The 24496-nt window shown below is 40.5% G+C and carries 22 protein-coding genes and 1 pseudogene; 12 read left to right on the top strand and 11 right to left on the bottom strand.

What is annotated here, in order from left to right; translation table 11 throughout:
• Window positions 1-105 precede the first annotated feature (105 nt).
• The 3 genes from G8782_RS05945 to G8782_RS05935 all read left to right on the top strand — a co-directional run bounded on the left by G8782_RS05945 (window position 106) and on the right by G8782_RS05935 (window position 3484).
• Window positions 106-1740, top strand: a complete 1635-nt coding sequence (locus G8782_RS05945; protein WP_172369952.1) for a glycerol-3-phosphate dehydrogenase/oxidase — start codon at window positions 106-108, stop codon at window positions 1738-1740.
• A gap of 273 nt (window positions 1741-2013) precedes the next feature.
• Window positions 2014-2271 carry a hypothetical protein gene (locus tag G8782_RS05940; protein ID WP_172369951.1) on the top strand — a complete coding sequence of 86 codons (258 nt, stop codon included), beginning with the start codon at window positions 2014-2016 and terminating at the stop codon, window positions 2269-2271.
• 70 nt (window positions 2272-2341) lie between these two features.
• Window positions 2342-3484 (top strand): M20/M25/M40 family metallo-hydrolase, encoded by a 1143-nt coding sequence (locus G8782_RS05935; RefSeq protein ID WP_172369950.1) that lies wholly within the window; start codon window positions 2342-2344, stop codon window positions 3482-3484.
• A 57-nt stretch (window positions 3485-3541) separates the two neighbouring features.
• On the opposite strand, the gene G8782_RS05930 is transcribed toward G8782_RS05935, so the two are convergent.
• The 3 genes from G8782_RS05930 to brnQ form a co-directional block, all read right to left on the bottom strand.
• Entirely contained in the window at window positions 3542-4372 is an 831-nt protein-coding gene (locus G8782_RS05930; RefSeq protein WP_172369949.1) for a C40 family peptidase, read from the bottom strand.
• A 228-nt stretch (window positions 4373-4600) separates the two neighbouring features.
• Window positions 4601-6193: a SulP family inorganic anion transporter gene (locus G8782_RS05925; RefSeq protein WP_172369948.1), complete on the bottom strand. Its 1593-nt coding sequence runs from the start codon at window positions 6191-6193 to the stop codon at window positions 4601-4603.
• Window positions 6194-6348: 155 nt separating this feature from the next.
• Entirely contained in the window at window positions 6349-7668 is a 1320-nt protein-coding gene (gene brnQ, locus G8782_RS05920) for a branched-chain amino acid transport system II carrier protein (RefSeq protein ID WP_343034980.1), read from the bottom strand.
• A 257-nt stretch (window positions 7669-7925) separates the two neighbouring features.
• Between brnQ and G8782_RS05915 the strand changes: the two genes are divergently transcribed.
• Window positions 7926-9239 (top strand): NAD-dependent malic enzyme, encoded by a 1314-nt coding sequence (locus G8782_RS05915; RefSeq protein WP_172369947.1) that lies wholly within the window; start codon window positions 7926-7928, stop codon window positions 9237-9239.
• A 71-nt stretch (window positions 9240-9310) separates the two neighbouring features.
• On the opposite strand, the pseudogene G8782_RS05910 reads toward G8782_RS05915, so the two are convergent.
• Window positions 9311-10959, bottom strand: a pseudogene (locus tag G8782_RS05910) (b(o/a)3-type cytochrome-c oxidase subunit 1).
• 2 nt (window positions 10960-10961) lie between these two features.
• A complete protein-coding gene (locus tag G8782_RS05905) occupies window positions 10962-11465 on the bottom strand; it encodes a cytochrome c oxidase subunit II (RefSeq protein ID WP_172369946.1) in 504 nt (167 codons plus the stop codon).
• Window positions 11466-11919: 454 nt separating this feature from the next.
• Between G8782_RS05905 and G8782_RS05900 the strand changes: the two genes are divergently transcribed.
• Window positions 11920-12612 carry a glucosamine-6-phosphate deaminase gene (locus G8782_RS05900; RefSeq protein ID WP_172370238.1) on the top strand — a complete coding sequence of 231 codons (693 nt, stop codon included), beginning with the start codon at window positions 11920-11922 and terminating at the stop codon, window positions 12610-12612.
• Between the two features lie 53 nt (window positions 12613-12665).
• On the opposite strand, the gene G8782_RS05895 is transcribed toward G8782_RS05900, so the two are convergent.
• A complete protein-coding gene (locus G8782_RS05895) occupies window positions 12666-13061 on the bottom strand; it encodes a hypothetical protein (RefSeq protein WP_172369945.1) in 396 nt (131 codons plus the stop codon).
• Between the two features lie 229 nt (window positions 13062-13290).
• On the opposite strand from G8782_RS05895, the gene G8782_RS05890 reads away from it, so the two are divergent.
• Window positions 13291-14334, top strand: a complete 1044-nt coding sequence (locus tag G8782_RS05890; protein ID WP_172369944.1) for a glycosyltransferase family 4 protein — start codon at window positions 13291-13293, stop codon at window positions 14332-14334.
• A gap of 311 nt (window positions 14335-14645) precedes the next feature.
• Here the strand turns inward: G8782_RS05890 and G8782_RS05885 are convergent, their stop codons facing one another.
• Window positions 14646-15704, bottom strand: coding sequence for an LCP family protein (locus G8782_RS05885; protein ID WP_172369943.1), 1059 nt, complete (start codon window positions 15702-15704; stop codon window positions 14646-14648).
• 167 nt (window positions 15705-15871) lie between these two features.
• On the bottom strand, window positions 15872-16504 hold the full coding sequence (locus G8782_RS05880; protein ID WP_172369942.1) for a YigZ family protein: 633 nt from the start codon (window positions 16502-16504) through the stop codon (window positions 15872-15874).
• A 146-nt stretch (window positions 16505-16650) separates the two neighbouring features.
• On the opposite strand from G8782_RS05880, the gene G8782_RS05875 reads away from it, so the two are divergent.
• The 4 genes from G8782_RS05875 to G8782_RS05860 all read left to right on the top strand — a co-directional run bounded on the left by G8782_RS05875 (window position 16651) and on the right by G8782_RS05860 (window position 19648).
• Complete coding sequence (locus G8782_RS05875) at window positions 16651-17820, top strand: sensor histidine kinase (RefSeq protein ID WP_172369941.1); 1170 nt, start codon at window positions 16651-16653, stop codon at window positions 17818-17820.
• 23 nt (window positions 17821-17843) lie between these two features.
• On the top strand, window positions 17844-18524 hold the full coding sequence (locus G8782_RS05870) for a response regulator (protein ID WP_172369940.1): 681 nt from the start codon (window positions 17844-17846) through the stop codon (window positions 18522-18524).
• A gap of 65 nt (window positions 18525-18589) precedes the next feature.
• Window positions 18590-19162: a nuclear transport factor 2 family protein gene (locus G8782_RS05865; protein WP_172369939.1), complete on the top strand. Its 573-nt coding sequence runs from the start codon at window positions 18590-18592 to the stop codon at window positions 19160-19162.
• Window positions 19163-19288: 126 nt separating this feature from the next.
• A complete protein-coding gene (locus G8782_RS05860) occupies window positions 19289-19648 on the top strand; it encodes a YhjD family protein (protein WP_172369938.1) in 360 nt (119 codons plus the stop codon).
• A gap of 16 nt (window positions 19649-19664) precedes the next feature.
• On the opposite strand, the gene G8782_RS05855 is transcribed toward G8782_RS05860, so the two are convergent.
• The 3 genes from G8782_RS05855 to G8782_RS05845 all read right to left on the bottom strand — a co-directional run bounded on the left by G8782_RS05855 (window position 19665) and on the right by G8782_RS05845 (window position 22282).
• Window positions 19665-20192, bottom strand: coding sequence for a competence protein ComK (locus G8782_RS05855; RefSeq protein WP_281357893.1), 528 nt, complete (start codon window positions 20190-20192; stop codon window positions 19665-19667).
• 258 nt (window positions 20193-20450) lie between these two features.
• Window positions 20451-21614 carry a M20 metallopeptidase family protein gene (locus G8782_RS05850; protein WP_343034979.1) on the bottom strand — a complete coding sequence of 388 codons (1164 nt, stop codon included), beginning with the start codon at window positions 21612-21614 and terminating at the stop codon, window positions 20451-20453.
• Between the two features lie 131 nt (window positions 21615-21745).
• Window positions 21746-22282: an antibiotic biosynthesis monooxygenase family protein gene (locus G8782_RS05845; RefSeq protein WP_172369936.1), complete on the bottom strand. Its 537-nt coding sequence runs from the start codon at window positions 22280-22282 to the stop codon at window positions 21746-21748.
• A gap of 195 nt (window positions 22283-22477) precedes the next feature.
• Between G8782_RS05845 and hemE the strand changes: the two genes are divergently transcribed.
• Both hemE and hemH read left to right on the top strand, forming a co-directional pair.
• Window positions 22478-23530 (top strand): uroporphyrinogen decarboxylase, encoded by a 1053-nt coding sequence (gene hemE / locus G8782_RS05840; RefSeq protein WP_172369935.1) that lies wholly within the window; start codon window positions 22478-22480, stop codon window positions 23528-23530.
• A gap of 21 nt (window positions 23531-23551) precedes the next feature.
• A complete protein-coding gene (hemH, locus tag G8782_RS05835; RefSeq protein ID WP_172369934.1) occupies window positions 23552-24487 on the top strand; it encodes a ferrochelatase in 936 nt (311 codons plus the stop codon).
• The last annotated feature ends 9 nt before the right edge of the window (window positions 24488-24496 follow it).

The raw sequence follows: 24496 nt of genomic DNA, 5'->3' as shown, positions 1-24496 counted from the left end.
AATGCGTAATTCCAATACAGTGTACGTATATATTTGTAACCGTTGGAATTCATTGTATAGTAAAAGGAGATTGTTCATTTCTTTTTAATAAAGGGGCTAATTATAATGAAGAAGAACTTTTCACACATTGAAAGAAAGAACATATTGACAGGGCTTGAAAATGAACACTATGACGTTATTATTATTGGCGGTGGAATAACAGGAATGGGGATTGCCCTTGATTGTACGACGCGGGGCTTAAAGACTTTATTAGTAGAAATGCAGGATTTTGCGGCAGGCACTTCGAGTAGATCGACAAAACTTGTTCACGGTGGACTCCGCTATTTAAAGCAATTTGAATTAAAGATGGTTTCGGATGTAGGTAAAGAACGAGCGATTGTCTATGAAAATGCACCGCATATTACACATCCGCAGTGGATGTTGTTGCCAATCTATAAAAAAGGTACATTTGGCAAGTATTCAACATCTATCGGCCTGAAAATTTATGATTTTTTAGCTGGAGTGAAGCGAGAGGAAAAGCGAAGAATGCTTTCTCGAAAGGAAGTCCTTCGACGCGAACCATTGCTTGCTAAAAAGGGGCTCATAGGCGGCGGCGAATATGTCGAGTACAGTACGGATGATGCAAGACTGACAATAGAGGTAGCGAAAAAAGCATATGAATATGGAGCAGATCTTCTAAACTATGCAAAGGTCGAGCAATTTGAATATGATGCAAATGGCAAAGTTGCAGGTGTGCATTTACTAGATGAAATAACGGAACAACGCTATCTTGCAACTGGAAATATGTTTGTTAACGCTGCGGGTCCTTGGGTAGAGAGGGTCATTAATCTTGATGAAGAAGTGCCCGGGAAGAGCTTGCTTCTAACAAAAGGTGTGCATATTGTACTCGATAGAAAAAAGCTTCCCCTCAATCAACCAATTTATTTTGACACGCCAGACGGAAGAATGGTTTTTGCGATTCCGCGGAATGGAAAAACTTATGTAGGCACTACAGATACAATCTATGAAGGGAATCTTGAACATCCAAAGACAACCGATGAAGATAAAGAATATCTATTGCGTTGTATACGAACTATGTTTCCTGAGACGGCGATTGAAATCGAAAACATCGAATCGACTTGGGCCGGTATTCGCCCTTTAATCCATGAAGATGGAAAAGGACCTTCTGAAATATCCCGCAAAGATGAAGTTTGGACTTCAAAAACAGGACTTATTACAATTGCAGGAGGGAAGTTAACAGGCTACCGAAAAATGGCTGAAACGGTGACCGATTTACTCATTTCCAAATTAGACAAAAAAGACGTCGACTCACAAACAAAGAAATTGAAGTTATCTGGGGGAGACTTCTGGGATTCGAATGATTATCCAAAATTCATCGAAACGAAATCAATGAAACTTTCAGCATTAGGTATGTCTAAGGAAGATGGCGATTCGATTGCTGCAATTTATGGCACGAATACAGATGCGATTATTGATTTAGAAAAAGAGTTGTTAATTGAACTCGATTTACCTCTGCCAATCAAATTGACACTTCATTATGCTATTCAATTTGAAATGGCGATGACTCCCGCCGATTATTTTGCGAGAAGAACTGGCGCTATATACTTTGATAAAACATGGGTTCGAACGTGGAAGCAACCTGTAATTGATTATATGGATCGTCTATTCAACTGGTCGCCAGAAAGGAAAAAACTTATGACTGAAGAACTAGAATCGCATATTCAAGAGGCTAATAGATAAAAGAAATGAAAAAGGGCCAAACGGCTCTTTTTTTTGTATCATGTCGACCTGCGTTGAGCCTGTTCCTTATGTGTTTATTCTTGAATTAAATTCTGAGTTTATTGATAAAACAATGATTTGTTAATATTTAGAAAAAGTACTAGAATTATGAATATTTAAATGGTATAATTATACTGAATTTAATCCACATTTTGGAATAATTAAATTCGAAAAAGGGGAAGGAGGGCACTTGAATAGATATAATAAACAACTACTGCAGAAAGGAGATTAAATATGGAGAGAAAGTCTCATATTATTTTCGGAATGACTTCACATACCCCTAGAACTATCAATATCCTGAAAATGGGTGGTGAAAACAAAATCTACGTATTAGATTTTAATCAGTCAAGTAAAGTAAGAGAAAAAAATGGAGTTATTTATATATCGAAAGAATGGGCTTCACAACTGGTTATGAATAATCCGAACACAGTTTACCATCACTTTATCTATAAACGTCCTGATCAACCGCAAAAAGTAAAAGTCCGCCAATAGAGTCTGATCCTTTCTTGAATTGAATGGTATACTTAGAGGGAGGATAACTAAATAGGTTGGAGTGATTGGTGTGAAGACATATTTAAATGAAAAAGAAGATGAAATGTTGTCGTTGTTGGAGAAGCTAGTGAATATTGATAGCGGATCAACAGATAAGGAAGGCATTGATAAAGTAAGTAACATCTTACAAAAAGAGTATGAAAAACTTGGCTTTATAGTTGAAACTGATTATCAGGATATCCAAGGAAACCATCTCGTTATCCGACATAAAAACGCGAAAAACCCGGAAATCATGTCGGTTGCGCATATGGATACTGTTTTTGCAAAAGGGACAGCATTAGAACGCCCATTTACCATACGAGAGGGTCGTGCGTATGGTCCAGGTGTGATTGATATGCAAGCTAGCCATGTAGTCCTCTTATATGCATTAAAATCACTTCAAAAAACTGAACGAGCTGGTCTTGAAAATATTTTAATCATTTTAACGAGTGATGAAGAAATTGGTTCGCCGACTTCAAAAGACCTTATCGAAAAACATACGGCTGGTAAAAAATATGCACTCATAATGGAACCTGCTCGACAAGATGGATCACTCGTTACAGCTCGTCGTGGTGCAGGAGAGATTATGCTCCAAGTTACGGGGAAAGCGGCCCATTCTGGCATTGAGCCGCAAGCTGGATGCAGTGCCATTGAAGAACTTGCACAGAAAATAATTAAATTACATAAGTTAACTGATTATGAAAAAGGGATTGGTGTTAACGTCGGGGTTATAAAGGGTGGAAATACCGTCAATACAATTGCCCCATCTGCAGTTGCTTATGTAGATCTTCGTATTAGTAAAATGGAGCAGGCGGAATGGCTTGAAAATACAATCAGAGAAATTTGTGCGGTTCCAGATGTTAAAGGCACGACAATTAAAGTGACGGGTGGAATTGAAAGACCGCCAATGGTGAAAAATGAACAAACCATAGAATTGCTTAATTTGATTATATCGGTCGGAAACGAACTTGGGATTGAAATTAAAGACATGGCGACAGGTGGAGGCTCGGATGCTTCGTTTACATCCGCCATGGGGGTTGCGACGATTGATGGTTTAGGTCCAATCGGCGGAAATGCACATAGAGAAGATGAATATTTAGAAGTTGATAGTCTCGTAGAACGAACGAATTTGTTGGCGCATGTTATACACCGATTGACAATCGAAAAAGAGTAATCTAATAGAAATCATAGGAAAAACCGCGGCCGTAATTGGGCCGCGGTTTTTCCTATGTTAAAGGACTTTTTCTAGTAATATCAGGTCTCGGTCTTCTACCCACACCATTTGAGCGTATTTCAAACTAAGTGCAGTGGGATGCAAATGAGTATATTCGAGTTGTGCTATTAATTCTTCGCTTTCATTCTCCGCTTCTGGTTCTATTTCTTCAGCTTGAACTACCTTTGTTTTAGTTTCTTGTATGGGAGGAGTTGCAACTGGTTGTGCAACGGCTTTCGGTTTTGCAACTACCGGATTTTCTGCTTTTGTTTTCTCAGCAACCTTTTGTGTTACTGCTGGTGTAGGAGTTTTTTTGACTTCCTTTTTAATTTCCTTTTTAACTTCAGCTTTTGGTTGTTCTTGTTTTTTCTCGACTTTTTCTTCAGGTTTTGGGTTTGCTATTGGTTGAGCATTCGGACGACGCGCACCGATATAGCGGCTACCCCAATAATGAGGGTCATATATCGATGAAATCATTACGCCTCTACTTGACGAAGCATGAATAAAGTTATTGGATCCGATGTAGATACCTACATGCGAGACGCCTATTCCATTCGTGTTGAAAAATACGAGGTCGCCTGGTTGTAAATTTCCTTTGGCTACAGATGCCCCTACACCGAACTGAGCTCCTGTCGTTCTAGGAATTGAACTGCCGCCGTCACTGAACACGCGTTGTGTAAATCCGGAACAATCAAATCCGGCGGAAGTAGTGCCGCCATAAGAATAGGGGGAGCCGATGTAACCATGTGCAATATTAACCAGTGTAGATGCGGAGCTTGCTGAAGCCATGGCTGGAGTCGCCGACATCAAAAGTAGACACGCAAAAATCCCGAACACAAATCGCTTCATGTTATTCCCTTTTCCCCTTTCAGTTCTTTTTTATCTATTTTTCGTCTTTTCTGTCTATTTATCTATAACTAATCGTAACAAAAAAAGAGGAAGAGGACGGTTACAGTTATATTACAAGTTGGTAACATATAATTCGTGAAAAATTCAAGACAAGCACTAAATGTAATATTATTATTCAAAATAAAAAGAAAGACTGCCAGTTGTAACGGACAAGTCTTTCCGTAAACATTACATAAAGAAATTCTCTTTTCCAATCTTATCGTACAAGCCGCCTTTTTTGAAAAGCGATATTTTCTCTTTTGGCAGTTTCTTAATAATAATTTCAATGTCTGCATTGCGAGCATCGTCAATAAATTTCGATAAAGCAGCTTCACCAGTCGCATCGATGACTGAAATATGTTCCATGTCGAGAATAATGGTTTTCACGTCACCTGTGAGTATAACTGAATACGCATCTTCAAATACTTTTGCAGTTCCAAAAAATAGCGGTCCATCCAGAATGTATTTTTTCAAAGTAGCAGGATCGTCTTTTCCGAATTTGACAATTTCCACATCGGACGTCTTTGCCACTTTTAAATGAAGCTTGTGCACCATTTTTCGCAGAAACGAAATGACAGCTATTAGAATACCGACTTGAACTGCAACTGTTAAGTTTACGAATATTGTTAGTAGAAAAGTAGTTAACAGAACGATGGTATCGCCTGAACGTATCGACAAAATATGGACAAATGCTTTTCGCGCACTCATATTCCAAGCCACAAACATTAGAATGGGCGCCATAGCCGCTAAGGGAATATGCGATGCATAAGGCGCAAATAAGAGTAGGAATCCAAGAACGAATAAACTCTGCACGAATCCAGAAACCGGGCTAACTGCTCCAGCACGTATATTTGTTGCGGTACGTGCAATTGCACCTGTCGCGGGAATTCCGCCGAATAAGGGTGTAATAATATTCGCGATACCTTGTCCGAATAACTCGCGTTTTGAATTGTGATTTTCTGTTTTTTTTGGTTTCATCCCGTCTGCAACGACTGCGGATAAAAGGGATTCAATAGAGCCGAGTGCCGCAATAACTAGCGCTGGTTGCCAAAGCGCGACCAGCTTTGATAACGTGATTTCGGGAAAGCGAAACGTTGGAAGGGAATTCGGGATGCCGCCAAATGCAGAGCCGATTGTTTCAACCTTTCCCTGGAAAAAGAAGAAAGAAATAAGTGTTGGAATGAGAAGCGCGACAAGAAGGACGGGAACACGCGGTGCTACTTTCGGCAAGATGAAGATAACGGCCAGGCCGATAACCGCAATCAGAATGCTGAATAAATTTACTGTATGAAACTGTTTGGTCAGACCGAGCATATTTTCATGAAAAAACTCTTTTTGTTCCACTCCGGATAATCCGAAAAAATTACCAAGTTGACCCGTGAAGATTATGATGGCAATTCCCGCAGTAAAGCCGATTGTTACTGATTTTGGAACAAAATGAATCAAACTGCTGACACCTGCGTAACTCATGATGACGAGAATGACACCGGCTAAAAACCCTGCAATTAACAGGTCTTCGTAACCGTACTGAAGAACAATCGCGAGTAGAATGGGAATGAATGCGCCAGTTGGTCCGGCAATTTGAAACCGCGATCCTCCAAGAAGCGCGACTAAAAAACCTGCAATAATCGTTGTATAGAGACCATACTCCGGTTTTACGCCAGAAGCGATTGCAAATGCCATCCCAAGCGGTATTGCAACAATTCCCACAGTGATACCTGCAATTAGGTCCTTTCTGAACCCGTCCGCATTGTAATGAAGAAATCGATTGTCTTTGAACAAGTGGTTCACTCCGTTTAAAGTAATCTGTTTTAATAAAAACTTCCAACTATATTATAGCTGAAAAACATTGTAGCTCCAAGGGTTCAGCTTAATTTACACCAAATTTTAAATTATAAAACCGGCACACTCTTTGACGAGGTGCCGGTTTCATAATTTCACTTCTTTTGGAAAAAACTAATAATTACTCCGGCAAATGCGCCGACAATTGCTGGTACAAGCCATCCGATTTGCTGCTTATATAGTGGTAGTTGAGCCAATAATTTCGTCACTGGCTTTACATCAATGTCCGCTACAAGAAGTCCATCGAAAATACTGACGAAGGCAGTTGCAGAAAGGGCAAGTATATAAACAATCGGTTTCCGGCCAAATGCTTTATCAATGAATGACATCAGCATGAGTACAATCGCAAGCGGATAAATCATCATTAGTACCGGTAGTGAGATGGCTATAAGTTCAGTCAAACCAATGTTTGCAATAACCGCACTAAATATGGAGAAAATCAATACATAAATCTTGTACGATAAACTCGGAAAAATTTCATTGAAAAATTGAGCACATGCAGCAACGAGTCCGATTGACGTTGTTAGACAAGCGAAAATGATCGTGACGGCGAGTATTGACGTTCCGGCTGAACCGTATAATACCGTAGATGCCAAAGAAAGTATTGCGCCGCCATTTTGTTGCATTCCAATAACCTCAACACTTGTTGCTCCGATGTAACTCAAGGAAACATAGACGAAAGTTAATCCAGCTGCTGCGATGAGCCCTGCAATCATCATTCCCTTCATAATGGGTCCTTTTTTTGTTACGCCTTCAGCTTTCAGTGCGTTTACGACAACAATCCCGAATACAAGGGCTGCAATAACATCCATAGTAAGGTATCCTTCTACGAAACTACGGAAAAACGGATGCGTGACATAATCTCCCTGTGCTTGTCCGATTGTTCCAATCGGTGTGAGTATGCTTTTAATCGCCAATGCACTGATAATGATAAATAAAACGGGTGTTAACACTTTACCGATTCGGTCCACAAGTTTTGCAGGGTTTAATGCTAGAGCGATTGTTACTAGGAAAAAACAAATCGTGAACAAGGCAAGCGGCCAATCTGATGAGGCGGCCCGTTCGGAAAGAAATGGCACAACTCCGATTTCATAAGAAACAGTAGCTGTCCGTGGAATTCCGAAAAAAGGTCCGATTGCCATATATATTATCATTGTGAAAACGATTCCAAAAATTGGGTGAACTCTTCCGGCTATAATCTGTAACCCTGATTGTCCTCCCGCATTAGCAATTGCCAGGACAGCGACAAGAGGAAGGCCGACGCCTGTTATTAGGAAACCCGTCATCGCAATGAAAAGATTTTCACCAGCCATTTGCCCGAGGGAAGGCGGGAAAATAATATTTCCAGCACCGAGGAATAATGCAAATAGCATGAGCCCGATGAGGAAATTTTTACGTAATGTCAATGTAAACACTCCTTGAAATAGTATGAATCTTTGATACCACTCTCTATTATAACAATTCCAATGCAAGATTGGGGAAAAAATAAGGAGTACTATTATTCTGAATTGAGTCACTTATATTGTGGTTTAATTTGCGAATTAAAGGCGCCTGGATGGGTAGAAATTTTCATGAAATGTATTACAATAATAGTACTGATACTAATTCAATTTACGGTAGACGATTATGAGTGTAAGATGAAATTAGTATTCAAAAATGTGGAGGTCTGAAAATGGAACAAGGCGAATTTATGCGTAATCTAATTATTGAAACCCCTTCTTCACCTGGTAATTTTGCAAAAGTTGCGATGGCAATCGGAACGTTAGAAGGGGATATAGGAGATATCCAAACGATAAAGATTGGAACATTATCAACGATTCGCGATGTTTCGATTCATTGTAGGAGTGAAGAACATTTACATAGTATCGTTAAAGCAGTGAATGACATTGGGGACGGAATTGTCGTGCATGCTGTAACGGATGACGTACTCCAAGCTCATGAAGGCGGAAAAATCCATATGAAGAGTCGAATGGAAATCCGCTCGCTTGGCGATTTACGTCGAGTTTATACACCTGGAGTCGCGAACGTCTGCGAAGTGATAAAAGAAGATCCTGAACAGGCGAATTATTTTACCGGGATTTCAAATACGGTTGCAATCGTAACGGATGGCACGGCTATTTTAGGGCTTGGAGACATTGGTCCGGTTGCAGGAATGCCTGTCATGGAAGGTAAGGCAGTCTTATTGGATCAATTTGCAGGCATAAGCGGTGTTCCGATATTACTAAGTACCAGTGACCCCGATGAGGTTGTGAATACCGTTAAAAATATTTATCAAGGATTCGGCGGGATTCTACTCGAAGACATCGGATCGCCACATTGTTTTGAAATTGAAAGAAGACTGAAAGAAGAACTTCCAATTCCAGTCATGCATGATGACCAACACGGAACAGCTGTCGTCACGCTAGCCTCAGTGATTTCGGCATGTAAAGAAGCCGGGGTTAAACTTTCCGATTCCACTGTGGGGCAAATCGGATTGGGTGCCGCCGGTTTAGCAATCAGCCGCATGCTCATGGAATACGGCGTTAAAGAGGTGCGCGGCATTGATCGTAACGAAGTTGCATGCGAACGTCTCAGAGAACACGGTGGAACTGTTGCGGGGTCGTTAGAAGAGGTAATGTCGAGCTGTGATATTATCGTTGCGACAACAGGAGTTGCCGATTTAATTAAACCGGAAATGGTTCGAAAAGGACAAATCATTTTAGCGCTTTCGAATCCGAACGCCGAGATTAAACCGGATGTTGCTTTGGAAGCTGGCGCGGCATTTGCGGCTGATGGACGCCTTGTCAATAATGTGCTTGGTTTCCCAGGGATATTCCGCGGCGCTTTAAATGCGAATGCAAAAGAAATTACGTATCCGATGCTTCTTGCGGCTGCAATTGCCATCGTTGAAAGCACTAAATCCGGAGATCTCGTACCTCATCCGCTAGACCCGTCTGTCCATGAAAATGTAGCAGCAGCTGTTGAACGCGTTGCTTCGAATAAATGATGAATTAACTGTTCATAAGTAAATAATAAAAGTGCACCGGATTAAAATCCTGTGCACTTTTTAAATTCGACTCATTTTCCAATAGGCCAATCAAAAGGCGGCGAACCAGGTGGTGAGTGTTGCAAGATTTCGAACACTGGTATTGTATAAGCAAAGAGGATTAAACCGATTGTAATCGCAATCCACAGAACCCAATTTTCCAGCAGTTTCGGTGTTGGCTCAGCATCCTCTTCTTCTTCAGCAATCGGATATTCTTCAACGCCTCGCGGTGCAAAGAATGTTAATTGGATGAAAATATACACCATTAAGATGATGGCAATGAAGAGAATCGATCCGCCGATTCTTGTGCCATTTGATAACTAATCCATGTATCTACTTGCGCTCCTCCTGCATATTCGGAGAAGTTGGAACGGCGGGGTCCGCCCAATAGACCTTGAATATGCATAGCAGTCGACATTATTAGCATACCGACTGTCCAAGTAAGGGACTGAATAATTCCTAATTTGTTTAATCTAGGTGTCAATCGGCGTCCCGTTAAATGGGGGACAAGCCAATACGTAATCCCGAAGAAAGTAAGGACAGATGTCATCGCCGCTGTCAAATGGAAATGGCCCGTTACCCAAATGGTGTTATGGATTAATGCGTTCATTTGGTGAGATGCGTTAATGATTCCGCCAGCACCACCGGGAATGAAAGCGACCATGCCAATGAAAGGTGCCAAGAAACGAACATCTTTCCAAGGGAGTTTTCTAAACCAACCGAATAGGGTCGTATATCCTTTTTTTCGTCCCGTCGCTTCAAATGTAGCGAAAATCGAGAATGCGGTCATTAGTGTTGGAATGACAACCATAAATGTTAATACCACTTGAATGAATTTCCATGTTGCATCAATTCCCGGTTCAGTTAGCTGATGGTGAAATCCAACCGGAATTGAGAACAACAGTAACAGTATAAAGGCAAGCCTTGCCAACGAGTCGCTTAATATTTTCCCGCCAATTATTTTTGGAATAATCGCATACCACGCCATATAAGCAGGCAGTAACCAGAAATAAACGAGTGGGTGACCGAAATACCAGAACAGGGTACGACTTAACAACACATTAATGGTTGCAGTATAGCCAAGAGACCATGGAATGAATAGAACTAGTACGGAAACCGCGACTCCAAGAGATGCAATTACCCACATGATCATATTGATCGTAACCATATATGCGAGAAGCGGAGATTTCTGCCCTTTATTCGCTTTTCTCCATAGATATAGCTGACGGAAGTTTATGAATACTGCAATCCAGCTTCCGATAATGACCAATGCAAGCCCGAAATAAAAGACTGGATGTGCACGCAGCGGTGCATAAAAAGTGTATAGAACGGATGCTTGCCCAGTTAAAACCATGACTGAAGCCATAATAGTACCCGCGAGCATGATCCAGAATGACCACCAAGCTGCTTTTCGTTGTTTATCGGTCAGTCCAACTGTTTTTCCCATAAGAGAAAATTGGAATCCGATAATGAAAAACGTTGTCATGACTAGACCTAGAATAACGCCGTGAACAGTAAGGATTGTGTAATAATCGATGCCGAATGGAAGTGTATATTTACCTGAACGAACGAAAGTCTGTAATAATCCCATTAATCCGCCGACTAACAGCGACGTGAAAGTAACATACATAAAAGCCATGTACAAGGTAGATCCTTTTTTAGAAAACTTTAGCTGCTTCATGATTAATCATACACCTCCACTTTCCCGAACATTAAGTGGTGACCGATACCACAATATTCATTACACACAATCGTAAATTCACCATTGTTTTTCATCACTGTTTCGTAACGGCTAATATGCCCGGGTTCAACCATCATATTGACGTTTGTTCCAGCGATTTGAAACCCATGCACGACATCGGGTGTCGTTACTTGGAAAAGAACCGTGGAGCCTCTCGGCACGCGGATTGTGTCGACGCGATTTCCATTTTCATCTTTCCCTAAGTCATAATTGAATGCGGAAGCAATGATGTTGACGGTATATTTGCCATCAGCAACTTCACGCAACCCGAGATTCTCTGGCTTAAACGCTTCGTGCGCTTCAACGTTTTGCGGATCAATCGTTTCGATATGACTTTGTGGATGTGTTCCTTTCCAAAAAGCAGCGAAACCGATAACGGCTAAAAATACGGCAAGCGACCCGATTCCAAAAATAAGCCATATTTTTTCGTACTTATGCAAATTCATTTTATTTCCCCCAATCATTCATTATCTAGATAAAAAGAGTGCGTAAACTCCGAACCAGGATGCAACCATAATCACGCCAAGCAACATAACTGCAATGAATGTGCCTTTAAAATGAATAGTGGATTCGTTACTTTTTGTGTGTTGTGGTTTTGGATTTTTGTTTTTCATTTCATCACTTCCTTCCAACATGCAGTGTTTAAATACCGCTTACCTCTATGATAGGCAGTAGACGAAATCGGAATTAGGGAAATCCCTAGGTTTAATGATAATTGCGAATTCTTCACATCTTGTTCACTTTTTCTTCATAAAGTTGCCATAAGCTTATGAGTTAGTTAATCTTAATTAACAATCAAATAGTTCGGTTCTGTTTTTTAGTTGACACGAGACACGAAAAAAAATTACAATTGGTTCAACAAAAAATTAAAGCAAAGGTCGGATGAACAAAATGGAAAATATAAAGTTTATTAAAGTTGATAATGCCGAACAAGGCTCAGAAGCTACTTTTCAAATAATCAAAGAGGAACTTGAAAAAGACCGTCTCCATACGATCGGTCTTGCGACTGGAAACACAATGGTTCCAGTTTATGAAAAATGGGTTAATTCAGATCTTGATTTCTCAAACGTGACTACGTTTAATTTAGATGAGTATGTCGGCATTTCTGCCGATAGTCCGAACAGTTATGCTTATTTCATGCATGAACATCTTTTCGATAAAAAACAATTCAAGGAAACCTTTTTGTTAAATGGATTAGCGGAAAACTTAGAGGAAGAGTGTAAAAGATACGAAGATTTACTAGAGGAACACGGTCTCGATTTACAATTACTTGGTGTGGGTGAAAATGGCCATATCGCATTTAATGAACCGGGAACTTCCTTTGATTCAGTGACCCATGTTGCGAAATTAGCTGAATCTACATTGAATGTGAATAGCCAATTATTTGCGAACGATGAAAAAATTCCTGACACTGCTCTATCATTAGGGATTAGTTCGATTTTACGTGCGAAGAAAATTGTATTGTTAGCATTCGGTGAAAGAAAACGTGCAGCACTTGAAAAATTATTGGAAGGTCATGTGACAACAGAATGGCCGATCACTAAGCTTCTTCATCACGGAGATGTTACAATCATTACAGATCTTGAACTTTAATTAATAAGATAGAGAAAGCCACACGTCGTCATCATGAGTGTGGCTATTTTTTATTAACGTTTGTCGCCAATATTTCCTCTATATTCAGAACGCATATCCTCGATGTCTTCCATGCGCTCTTCATTTTCTAATAAAATGCGGTTTTCTTCGTCGATTTGATCATCTATGTCATTTTCAGGTGCAGGTTCTGAAAACATATTTATAGATTCATCTTTCTCTTGAATGCTGAAACTGTGCGTATTTCTTTCTTGTAATGGTTCATATTCGCCTGCTGCATGATTTCGTTGTGAATTCGAATTTGAATTCCAATCCCTATCAACCGTTTCTTCGCTGCCCGCCATATAAGCGGCATTATGGTCTGTCCATTTCTCGACATTATTTTTTACAGAACCCATTGCATTATGAAAGATTTTTATCACATCGTCTGACAAATGATCTTTTCGCTGCATAATCGTAATCCCTCCTTGTCGTGGTGTATTTACTTTGGATATACCCAAATTGTAAATATTTAAACTGATTTGATAATACGACTTGTAAAATAGACACTTATATATAGGAGTATAAGTGAAGCGCTAGATTGATTGTCTTCATTATTGCCTTAGAGTAGATATGCTTTTTCTCTTTGTTTGTGTTATAATAGTATAGATTTTAAGATTAAATACTATTAGGAGGAAGGACATGTTATTTCTTGCAATCGCTGTTGCGTTTGTAGCATCCATAATACTGACTCCGCTTGTGAGAAAATTAGCATTCCGTATCGGAGCGGTTGACCGTCCGAATTATCGGAAAGTACATGTGTCTGTTATGCCTCGTATCGGCGGTCTTGCCATAATAGGTGGGTTTCTAGTTGGTTATCTATTACTAACACCAGCAGATGAACATGCCACTGGAATTCTCATAGGAGCCCTCATTATTGTTATTACCGGGTTTCTCGATGATATGCTCGAAATTACCGCAAAGGCGAAAATTGCTGGTCAATTAGCGGCAGCTATCGTTGTAGTGACATGGGGCGGTTTACAAATTGAATTTATTAATTTGCCATTTGGCGGAATAATTGAATTTGGATATTTAAGTATACCAGTAACAATACTTTGGATTGTCGGTATTACGAATGCTATTAATTTACTTGATGGTTTAGATGGATTAGCAGCAGGAGTTTCAACGATAGCGCTTATCTCGCTCTCTGTTATGGCGATGCTGATGGGCGATATGTTCGTTGTTGCAACCACTGCAATTTTAGCAGCTAGCTCTCTAGGTTTCTTATATTATAATTTTTATCCGGCAAAGATTTTCATGGGGGATACCGGTGCACTATTTCTTGGGTTCATGATATCGGTTCTGGCCTTGCTAGGATTTAAAAATGTAACTTTTATTTCGTTAGTCATCCCTGTTATTATGCTTGGTGTTCCAATCTCTGATACATTTTTCACGATTGTTCGCCGTGTCCGCATGAAACAACCAATCTCTAAACCTGACAAATCCCATTTGCATCATAGCTTGTTAAATGCAGGATTTTCACATAGACAATCGGTATTAATCATTTATGCATTCGCTACGATGTTTGGCGGCGGGGCGATCTTGTTTTCTCAAGCAACCCAATGGGGCGCGCTATTGCTCGTCTTTATAATGCTCATCGCGATTGAGCTGTTTGTTGAAATTATCGGACTCGCTGGTTCCAATTACAGACCGATTTTGAATCTTGTACGAATGATAGGGAAATAGTTAAAACGATTAGACCAAATGGATCTAATCGTTTTTTTTATTGGGGGAAATCGGGGAAACGACTAAAGCGGGCGCGGAAACGACTAAAGAGAGTGAGAAACGACTAAAGCGGGTGCGGAAACGACTAAAGAGAGTGGGAAACGACTAAAGCGGGCGCAGAAACGACTAAAGAGAGTGGGAAACGACTAAAGCAACTCCACAAACGACCAAACCCGATTCCTAATCAATCAATCAAACAAAGATACTCCTGAAAAAACACTCCAATACAACAAAAAAAGCCCGAAAGTGAATTTCGGGCTTCATTCATTATCTTAAAAATTTGCATCGTCTGCTGATTCATTAATGTCGGTATTATTTATGATTCTTGAGTTTTCATTTACTAATGATGACCTAGGGGATACATCTAAATGATTTTGAAGATCAAGTTTTAACTGTTCAAGACCTTCCTCATCAGGCAACCAGTAATAAACCCCCGTTGACATATCATCCAATCCGCTTATGTTGATTGTTTCAACGTCCGGCATGCCGCCTTTGGCATACTCGAAAAATGATTTCATCTCATTGAACGTCATGTTCGTTTTCATGTTATCGCCAACTGCATCAATTAGGTCGCCATACTTTGTTATCGATTTTATTGAAGTAGCTTGACTCATGATCGATTTCAAAATCATTTGTTGTCGTTTACCGCGCTCGATGTCACTGTCTAATTTACGCGTTCTTGCGAGTGCAAGTGCTTGTTTTCCGTTCAGTTCCTGTAAACCTGGTTCTAAATTAACCGTGCGTTGATCATTTTCATCTAATTCCGTGAGTTTATACGGAACTTCAGCTTCAATTCCGCCAAGCGCATCTACGATTTCAATGAATGCATTGAAATTCATCTTTACATAGTAGTCAATCGGAATTTCAAGCATTCCTTCTACTGTTTCAATTGTGCCTGGAACCCCGCCAAAAGCATGAGCATGCGTTATTTTGTCGTTGCGACCTCTGTCGGGTACATACACATAGGAATCACGTGGGATACTGACAAGTTTCACTGACTTTTCCTTGTTATTAAGCGTGGCGACGAGAAGAGCATCGGAGCGACCATTGCTATCTCCTTGGCTGCGTTTTTCACTTTCATCGACACCAATGAAAAGGATGGACACATTATCTTTCAATGGCTCAACGACTTCATCGCGCAAATCGGATTTGATTCGATCGTCAAGTGCTGCATACGCGCGGTCAGCCGCATCAACTGCTTTCTTTTTCAATACTACCGCGTAAACACCAACGACTAAAACTGTTGTTAACGTAACAAAAAGTGCTATTTTAAACGCAAGTCTTTTCCGACTACTTTGCCTTTTTTCCTGTATATACTTACTTCTATTCATTCGTTTGCCTCCGAACTTAATATGTGATGGTATCTATGATTAAAAAAATATAGAAGACGATTAATTTGCCTCTAACAATGTGACGTTCGCATTTAAAGAAAGTTTCATGTCTATAAAATTACAGTTCACATTATTATACTCTTTTATTGTCTTATATACAATTTAATTTAAATATTAAATTCTAAGAGCTTATTAGTAATCGATGAAATCTTTGCTTGACCGTTCGTAATTTCATTCATCCAGTCTATAAACGTTTCTTCATCTTCAATCGGAACGTATAAAAGTATATCGACATCTTCCATATAGTTAATGTCGTCGAGGATGTAGTTGGATTGTCTGACTTCGTTTTCTACCTTACCTAGCCAAGTATAATCAACCGTTACCTTCATTAAGAAGTGTTGTCTGCATTCCACAGTGCCAGCCGCAGCGATACCATCAGAAGCTGCTCGACCATACGCGCGGATGAGACCGCCGCCTCCGAGTTTTATGCCGCCAAAGTAGCGGGTCACAACAATTACGGTATCTTTCAAGTCTTGCTTTTTTAGTACTTCGAGTATAGGAACTCCGGCAGTTCCGGATGGTTCGCCGTCATCGTTCGCTTTTTGGATGTCATTATGTTCACCTATCATATACGCTGAACAGTTATGAGTTGCGGTATGATGCATTTTCTTTATGTCATTAATGAAGTCTAGTGCTTCTTCTTCAGTTTCAACTCGCATAACGAATGTAATGAACCGTGACCTTTGTATAACGTATTCACTTTCGCCATACCCTTTTACAGTGCGATAATTTGCACGCATATTAAAACCTCCGATATCTGTAATACAAACTTAATATTCATTTCGTTGTATAATGATATAATAAATGAAGTGCGTAAGGAATTGATAGCACCTTTGGCACATTACATAAAGTGCACTTGTTTGTTTTCTGAGTGGGGGGGAACCTATTGGCAGACCAAAGAGTCGATATTAAAGCGTTAGACACCATTTTTTCTAATATGCTCCGTGCGATGGATCAGTCCAAGAACGATATATTCATTATAAGTGAACGAAGTCGTAAAAGCTTTGATGAAATGAAAGTTGAGCTTGAAACGGTGGAAAATGCGATTACTCGTTTGCTGACAGAAAATAGCCAGTTAGAAGAAAAAAGTCGCAGTTCACGTAGGCGACTCGCAGAAGTTTCTAAAAACTTTGCGAGTTATTCAGAGTCGGAAATACGCGAGGCATATGAAGCTGCCAATAAATTGCTCATTGAGTTATCGGTCAATGAGATGGAAGAAAAACAAATGCAACAAAGACGTTTCAGACTTCAAAAGCGTATGAGTGACCTTCTGGAAACGATGCAAAGAGCCGATCAGCTCATAAACCGTGTGTCAGCGGTTGTGCATTATTTGACGTCTGATTTGCAAAATGTAGGGGAAGCACTTCAAGATGCCAGGCTCAAGCAGAATTTCGCGATAAGTATAATCGAAGCGCAAGAAGAAGAGCGGAAAAGGCTATCTCGGGATATTCATGACGGACCCGCGCAAATGTTGGCCAATGTCTTGCTAAGATCAGGCCTAATTGAAAAGGTGTATGCTGAAAAAGGCGCAGATTTAGCCTTCCAAGAACTAAATGAATTAAAAGAGACAGTGCGCGATGCACTATCTGAAGTGAGACGAATTATTTACAACTTACGTCCAATGGCACTTGATGATTTGGGCTTAGTTCCTACGTTGGAAAAGTACCTATCAAGCACCGAGAATTTTGAGAGGGCGACACAAATCCATTTCATGAGTGTTGGACAACCGCTGCGTCTTCCAACGAATATCGAAATATCGGTATTCAGATTGGTGCAAGAAGCAGTGACCAATGCAATAAAACACGGGAATTCCAAGGATGTTTGGGTGAAAATTGAATGGCTTCGCGATATACTGAACATAGAAGTTAAAGACAATGGAAAAGGCTTCGAATTAAAAGAAGTACGAGATAAATCTTTCGGATTAATTGGAATGCGAGAACGTGTCGAATTACTGAAAGGTGAAATGAAAATTAGTTCAACTCCAGGAAAATGGACGAAAGTCACATTTGGAGTGCCACTAAAAAGCGTGGTAATTGACACTTTAATTGAGAATTAGAATTATTGGGAGGAAAAATGCTAATGACGACGATAAAAATTGTAATTGTGGACGATCACCAACTATTTCGGGAGGGAGTAAAGCGAATTTTGGACTTTGAAGATTCGTTCGAAGTAGTTGCTGAAGGTAATGATGGAAGTGAAGTAGTTGAACTTTATGAAAAACATAATCCGGACGTTATTCTAATGGATATAAATATGCCTCGCGTTAGCGGTGTCGAAGCAACAGAAGAACTTCTTAAGGATTACCCGGAAGCAAAAGTTATTATTTTATCAATCCATGATGATGGCTCATATGTCACGCATGCACTCAAAACGGGCGCTCTTGGTTATATGTTGAAGGAAATGGATGCCGAAGCAATTGTTGAAGCGATTAAAGTCGTTTCATCAGGAGGTTCTTATTTGCACCCGAAAGTGACGCATAATCTTGTAACGGAGTTCCGTAGGCTAAGTGAACGTGAACATAAAGGCGCATTCCAACAAAACGATATTCGACGTCCATATCATTTGTTGACAAAACGTGAATGTGAAGTGTTACAATTGTTAACGGATGGACAAAGCAACCGTACAATCGGCGAGACGTTATTTATTTCGGAAAAAACGGTGAAAAATCACGTATCAAGCATATTACAAAAAATGGCTGTCAATGATAGAACTCAAGCGGTTGTTTCGGCAATTAAAAACGGTTGGGTTGAAGTAAAGTAATGATTTATAAGTGAAAAGGGCCGTCCAATTGGAGTGGCCCTTTTTCGCACGCAGGAGGAAAAATGATGAAGAAGTTTTATATTGCAATAATGGTAGGAATCTTATTAGTGCTTGGGGCTTGCAGCGCAGACAAAGAGAATTCTTCGAACCATGGTTCCGTCGATGATGGTGAAACGGCCACGAATAACGGCGCGATTGATCACGGAGTGGATGACAAACAAGTTGGATTCAATATGTCCGGTGGCATGATTGAAGAAGCGGCAGGCGTGCCCACTGCTGAGAAAGAGCGGATTTTAGAAGCATTCAGTATTTACATCGATGCATTCAACGAAAAAGATATCGATAAGTATATGGGTACTCTTTCGAAGCACTCTGAAGTGTTTGATTTGGAAGAAGAACGCGAATATATGGAAGAACAGTTCGAAGAATATGATTTGAACCGCGAAGCTGCCGATATTACAATCGTTCAGTACTCTGAACAGGAAGCTCAAGTATTCGCAAAGCTAAAGACAAAGATTAAGCAAATTTCATCGGGTTTGGAATTCGATCAATTGGGCCGACAAGTGACCGTATTCACGAAAGATGACGGCAATTGGAAAGTATCGTCTATTCACTATATTGGCGATGAAAAAAAGTAAATAGTGCACATTAAACTCCTTGCTCATTGCGGCAAGGAGTTTTTTTATTGCACCATCTTTTACAAGTTGATATTTCCCCGAAAAAAGCATATACTAGAACAAATGTTCCGTAACGGAGGGAAAGGTATGGCACTAATTCCAGTGGAGTCTTTGCAGTACTTCGAAAATATGATTTACTTGCCGATGGTTCTCATCGTTTTAGAACGGGATCGGCAAGAATTTGAAAAGGGCTCATTTAAATTAAAAAGACCATATGTCAATCTTGTTGAGGAGGCGCTGAAAATTGTACGGGCAGAACTCAAACAGACATCGATTTATTTGCGGCGAAATAATATGAAAGTTATTCGCGGTCAGACAGATGATACTTTCACTGAGTATCTCTTTTTACACGGCGGTTATGAAGAACGCCGCCGCTACCTGAATGTTCGCCTGCGCAATCGAACCGAAGAGCTGATAACTGTTTATTTAGCCATGACAGGAGCTTGAAGAAAAATTAATAAGGTTAAAATCTCGAAAGTTCTTGGTATTTTCTTATCTGATCTTTTTCTAACCAATTCGCCAATGCGACTTGGCGATAAATTGTTGAAGCAGATACATTGACTTTAATTTCATCACCGTTGATCAAGTGGATAATACATGCATTATTCAGGGATCGGACATTGGCAACCGCATGTAAAGCAATCCAGATGTTATCAGGGGCGTTTGGCGATAACGTCGGGAAAAATGGGATTGGACCCCCATAATTATAAGCGACAATAATAGGCGGTTTATGAAGTTTTCTCAAAAACTTTTTAGCGACTTCCATTGCATTTTCAAACGAGTGCCCATAATGCCGACATGAATTTCTTATACTATGTAGCGGCGAGTGCGAATAAGTAAGTATTTTGTCCTCTTCAATGGCCCGACACATCAATCTAGATTCCACAAAAACCGGTTCGAGTACTAATGTTTTTAAAGAAACAATATATGGCGAACTCCGACTGTTCACTTGCACATTAACCAACACCTTTCCAATTGTTATACGATTCATACTATATAAAATAATTTAATATTTCAACACATTACATGTGTAATTAGCATTATTATCCAAAATGAATCTTTTAACCTATGCCGAATTGAGAAAATAGAGATAGGTTAAGGTTTTACTTCAATAGAGAATTATATAGAAAAAAACCCATCCCGCAAATGCAGGATGGGCTTTTAGTTCTTAAGAATCATTCGATTGAACGCCTAATACAAGGAAGTAAATCCCATAATCAGTAAAAAACTAGAAAACTATTGAAAAACCTTATTCTTGGTAATCCAATGCCGCGGCCCCTAGCACTTTTGCCGCAATCAGCATCGCATTTTCATCAAAATCGAATTTCGGATGATGGTGCGGATATGGATTTTCAGGTCTTGCGCCGGTAAAGAAAAATGTGCCGGGCACTTTTTCAAGGTAGTAAGCGAAATCTTCGCCGCCCATATGGGGCTCCGTTTCAACAACCTTTTCAACACCTGGAATTTGTTCCGCTATCGATTTTAAAAACTCAGTTTCATCTTCATGGTTAACAACGGCAGGATATCCGCGTTCATAGGCGAATTCAATTTCGCAGTCATTTGCAAGTGCAGTGCCATCAACTACGCGTTTCATTTCGCGTTCCATTAAATCGCGAATTTTCGGGTTGAATGTTCGAACCGTGCCGCCGATTTTTGCCGAATCGGCAATCACGTTGAACGCATTTTCAGCAACAAAAGAACCGACAGATAAAACTGCTGATTCGGTCGGATTCACACGACGCGATACGATTTGCTGTAAATTTGTTACGAGCTGCGCGCCGATTGCAATCGCATCTTTTGTTTGATGCGGCGCGGCACCATGCCCGCCGGCGCCTTGAACCGTGATGTCAAATCGATCGGCAGCGGCCATAACAGGTCCGGTTCGGTATTCAATGGCGCCCGCATCAGTCAGTGACCAAAGATGCGTTCCAAAGATTACATCGACACCGTCGAGACAACCGTCCTCAATCATCGGTTTTGCGCCGCCCGGGGCATATTCTTCGGCATGTTGGTGAATAAATACATATTCGCCCGCTAATTCTTCCTTCATCTCATAAATCGCTTTCGCAAGTTGGAGAAGCGTTGCTGTGTGACCGTCGTGACCGCATGCATGCATAACGCCTGGAACAGTAGATTTATAGGGAACATCTTTTTCGTCTTGAATCGGCAGGGCATCAAAGTCAGCACGAAGCGCTACTGTTTTACCAGGCCTACCGCCTTTTACACGAGCAACGACACCGTTGCCGCCGACTCCCGAACGAACATCAATGCCGAGATCCGTATAAAAATCAACAATATAGTTAGCGGTTTTTTCCTCTTTAAATGACAACTCCGGATTCATATGTAAATAACGGCGCATAACAACCATATCTTCATATGAATTTGCAAGTTTTTCAAATAGCTTTTCTTTCACGAATATTCCCCTCTCAAGTACAAAATAGTTTGAAAGTTTATTGTACCAATGATACGTTGCAGCTTCAATAAAAACAAAAATGAAGTATAGGAAGAATTTCGGTTCCTCCTATACTTCATGCACGTATATTATTAATTGCTGTAGTCTTCTCCGTTTTGTTCTTTCTCCACTTTTGTTTTATAAGTCGTCACATAGGGGGCGCTTAAGAAGATATGTTGCATCTTATCCAATCCGACTTCATTTTCGATACTATCGTTCATCTTTTTGTAAGCGGGGGAATCGAGCCACAAGTTTAAAAATTCTTTACTCGTCCACTGTGATAAGATTATATACGTTTCTGAATTTAATGGTCGAAGCAGCCGGTAAGCCACAAATCCAGGTTCGCCGGCGATAGCTTCTATTCGACTTTGGAAGCGATGCTCGAAAATCGGCCGGCCTTCATCTGTAATAGGTATATTATTGAAAGCGAAAAAACCTTCTTCTGTCAGTTTGCCGGAAGAGCTGATCACCTCATATCGCCGCGGGGTTTGAAAAACGGTTTTCCCTTCTGTTTCATGCAGCAACACTGAATTTCCAGCACCATGCATAACAATCATCATTTCATTAGCATAACGTTTTCTAACGGTTTCCATAAAACCCATTGTCCCCGATGTTAAAAAAATGTTCATTCTATAACCTCCCCTTACTACTTCATATTTTCCCATATCTCGAAGTTTGAAACAAAGATTGACGATTATGTGGCGAAATTAAAGACGATTGTATGACAATGGGGGCATTCAACTATACAAAATGCACATAAAGCTCTACTATTTATAGGAGATATATTTAAGGTGAAAATATTATTGAAAGTGGGAATAAAATTTATGACTAAATTTAACGACACACTTTTGCGTGCAGCACGCGGAGAGAAAATTGAGCACACGCCAGTATGGTATATGAGACAAGCAGGACGTTCACAGCCTGAGTATTTAAAAATTAAAGAAGAACATGGTTCGTTGGAAGATATTGTACGAAAACCGGAACTTTGCGCATACGTTACAAAACTTCCTGTTGATCAATATAACGTAGACGCAGCGATTTTATATAAAGACATTGTGACACCACTTCCAGCACTTGGAATCGATGTGAAAATCAAGGCTGGCGTTGGTCCAGTCATTAGCAATCCAGTTCGTTCAGTGCAAGACGTACATAAACTGGGTGAAATCTCACCGGAAGATGATGTACCATATGTTTTGGAAACGATTAAAATGTTAACGCAAGAACAATTGAATGTTCCGCTCATCGGTTTCGCGGGCGCGCCGTTTACACTTGCGAGCTATATGATTGAAGGCGGTCCTTCAAGAACTTACAACTTAACAAAGTCATTCATGGTGTCGCAGCCTGAAGCATGGTTTGCGCTAATGGACAAACTTGCGGATATGACAATCACGTATGTGACAGCACAAGTTAACGCTGGCGCGAAAGCAATTCAAATTTTCGATTCTTGGGTCGGCGCATTAAGCGTTTCAGATTACAGAATCTTCATCAAACCTGTTATGACACGTATTTTCACGGAACTTCGCAAACTAGATGTTCCACTCATTACATTCGGTGTAGGCGCTAGCCATCTTGCAAATGAATGGCATGACCTTCCAGTAGATGTTGTTGGACTTGACTGGCGCTTGCCGATTAAAGAAGCTGGCGAACGCGGTCTGACAAAAACGCTACAAGGGAACTTAGATCCGACAATACTCATTGCGGATTGGAAAGTTATCGAAGAACGTGCAAAAGTAATCATCGAACAAGGGGTGGAACACGGTAGCCATATCTTTAACCTTGGACACGGTGTATTCCCGGATGTAAAACCTGCGACATTGAAAAAGTTAACTGAATTAGTGCATACGTACAGTGCTGAATTACGTAAACAAAATAGCTAATTATTAAAAGAGGTGATAAATATGACCAAAAAGAAAATGGGTCTATTGGTAATGGCGTACGGAACTCCTTATAAAGAAGAGGATATTGAACCGTATTACACGCATATCAGACGCGGTCGTCCGCCGGCACCTGAACAGTTGGAAGACCTTCAAAATCGTTATGCGGCAATCGGCGGAATATCCCCGCTAGCCAGAATCACTGAAGACCAAGCAAACGCGTTATGCAATCGTTTGAATGAAGTGCAAGAGACAATAGAATTCAAAGTGTATATCGGTCTAAAACATATTACGCCTTTCATCGAAGAAGCAGTTGAGCAAATGCATAATGACGGCATCACAGAAGCCGTATCAATAGTACTTGCACCGCATTTTTCAACATTCTCCGTTAAGTCGTACAATGGACGTGCCAAAGAAGAAGCCGAAAAATACGGCATTCAAATGACATCCGTCGAAAGCTGGTACAAAGAGCCGAAGTTCATTGAATACTGGGCGGACAAAATCCGAGGAACCTATGAAAGCATGAGCGAAGAAGAGCGTGCAAAAGCATGCCTAATCGTTTCAGCTCACTCGCTTCCTGAAAAAATCGTCGCAAACGGCGATCCATATCCAGAACAATTACAAGAAACTGCTGATTTAATTGCCGAGGCGGCTGGCGTCGAAAATTACGAAGTCGGTTGGCAAAGTGAAGGACAAACGCCTGAGCCTTGGTTAGGTCCTGATGTGCAAGACATGACACGTGACTTGCATAATGAAAAAGGGTATACGACGTTTGTCTATACGCCAGTCGGATTCGTATCGGATCACCTGGAAGTTCTTTATGACAATGATTATGAGTGCAAGGTTGTTTGTGACGAGGTCGGAGCTTCCTATTACCGTCCGGCTATGCCGAACACCGATCCGCTCTTTGTCGATGCGATGGTCGATGCGGTATTTGGGAAACTCGAAGAACAGAAATAATAGTGAAAG

The organism is Sporosarcina jiandibaonis, from assembly GCF_013184495.1.
GTDB lineage: Bacteria > Bacillota > Bacilli > Bacillales_A > Planococcaceae > Sporosarcina > Sporosarcina jiandibaonis.
This window is presented reverse-complemented; position numbering and strand designations above follow the sequence as displayed.

Coding starts and splice junctions, on each gene's coding strand:
- G8782_RS05940 (WP_172369951.1), top strand. CDS start 2,014: ATGGAGAGAAAGTCTCATATTATTTTCGGAATGACTTCACATACCCCT.
- G8782_RS05865 (WP_172369939.1), top strand. CDS start 18,590: ATGAAGAAGTTTTATATTGCAATAATGGTAGGAATCTTATTAGTGCTT.
- G8782_RS05945 (WP_172369952.1), top strand. CDS start 106: ATGAAGAAGAACTTTTCACACATTGAAAGAAAGAACATATTGACAGGG.
- G8782_RS05930 (WP_172369949.1), bottom strand. CDS start 4,372: ATGAAGCGATTTGTGTTCGGGATTTTTGCGTGTCTACTTTTGATGTCG.
- G8782_RS05895 (WP_172369945.1), bottom strand. CDS start 13,061: ATGCAGCGAAAAGATCATTTGTCAGACGATGTGATAAAAATCTTTCAT.
- G8782_RS05855 (WP_281357893.1), bottom strand. CDS start 20,192: ATGAATCGTATAACAATTGGAAAGGTGTTGGTTAATGTGCAAGTGAAC.
- G8782_RS05885 (WP_172369943.1), bottom strand. CDS start 15,704: ATGAATAGAAGTAAGTATATACAGGAAAAAAGGCAAAGTAGTCGGAAA.
- G8782_RS05905 (WP_172369946.1), bottom strand. CDS start 11,465: ATGAATTTGCATAAGTACGAAAAAATATGGCTTATTTTTGGAATCGGG.
- G8782_RS05870 (WP_172369940.1), top strand. CDS start 17,844: ATGACGACGATAAAAATTGTAATTGTGGACGATCACCAACTATTTCGG.
- hemH (WP_172369934.1), top strand. CDS start 23,552: ATGACCAAAAAGAAAATGGGTCTATTGGTAATGGCGTACGGAACTCCT.
- G8782_RS05880 (WP_172369942.1), bottom strand. CDS start 16,504: ATGCGTGCAAATTATCGCACTGTAAAAGGGTATGGCGAAAGTGAATAC.
- hemE (WP_172369935.1), top strand. CDS start 22,478: ATGACTAAATTTAACGACACACTTTTGCGTGCAGCACGCGGAGAGAAA.
- G8782_RS05845 (WP_172369936.1), bottom strand. CDS start 22,282: ATGAACATTTTTTTAACATCGGGGACAATGGGTTTTATGGAAACCGTT.
- G8782_RS05890 (WP_172369944.1), top strand. CDS start 13,291: ATGTTATTTCTTGCAATCGCTGTTGCGTTTGTAGCATCCATAATACTG.
- G8782_RS05860 (WP_172369938.1), top strand. CDS start 19,289: ATGGCACTAATTCCAGTGGAGTCTTTGCAGTACTTCGAAAATATGATT.
- G8782_RS05915 (WP_172369947.1), top strand. CDS start 7,926: ATGGAACAAGGCGAATTTATGCGTAATCTAATTATTGAAACCCCTTCT.